Origin of the sequence: Mesorhizobium sp. M0778 (assembly GCF_040320105.1) — a bacterium.
In the GTDB taxonomy this organism is placed as follows: domain Bacteria; phylum Pseudomonadota; class Alphaproteobacteria; order Rhizobiales; family Rhizobiaceae; genus Mesorhizobium.
On the sequence record NZ_JAMYPA010000060.1, the window covers coordinates 1 to 531 of the forward strand.

At 64.6% G+C, this 531-nt stretch carries 1 protein-coding gene; it reads right to left on the reverse strand.

The features are described from left to right. Nucleotides 1–531, reverse strand: a 531-nt coding sequence (locus NKI22_RS31390) for an IS5 family transposase (protein ID WP_352959704.1), incomplete at both ends; no start/stop codon positions are given.

The window sequence follows — 531 nt, forward strand, 5'->3', positions numbered from 1 at the left end:
GGGCGGCGCGCGATGCGCACCTTCTTGCCTTCGGCCTTGAGCCGGGCGCGGCGGGCATGGGTGTCGTAGGCGGCGTCCGCCCAAACCGTCTTCTCGTCGCCGCAGATCAAGGTGTCAGCCACGACCGTGTCGTTGACGTTGGCTGGTGTGGTGATCACCGTGCGGATCAGGCCAGAGCCCTCATCCACCCCGACATGAGCCTTGTAGCCGAAGGTGAAGCCGCCCTTGCCCTGCCGCGCGGTAATGCGGGCATCTGGATCCTTCGACGGCCGCTCAAGCGTCGGCGGTGACGAGACCGCATTGATCAGCGTGGCATCCAGCATCGTGCCACGCTTCAGGATCACGCCGGCCTTCTCCAACTGCCGGTCCAGTTCGCCAAACAACTTATCGAGCAGACCTTCGCCGACAAGCAGATTGCGAAAGCGCGAAAGCACCGTGTGATCGGGAATGCTCTCCTCCAGCCCGAGCCCGGCAAAGCGCCGGAACGACAGCCGGTCGCCAAGCGCCTCTTCCAACTCACGGTCCGAAAGC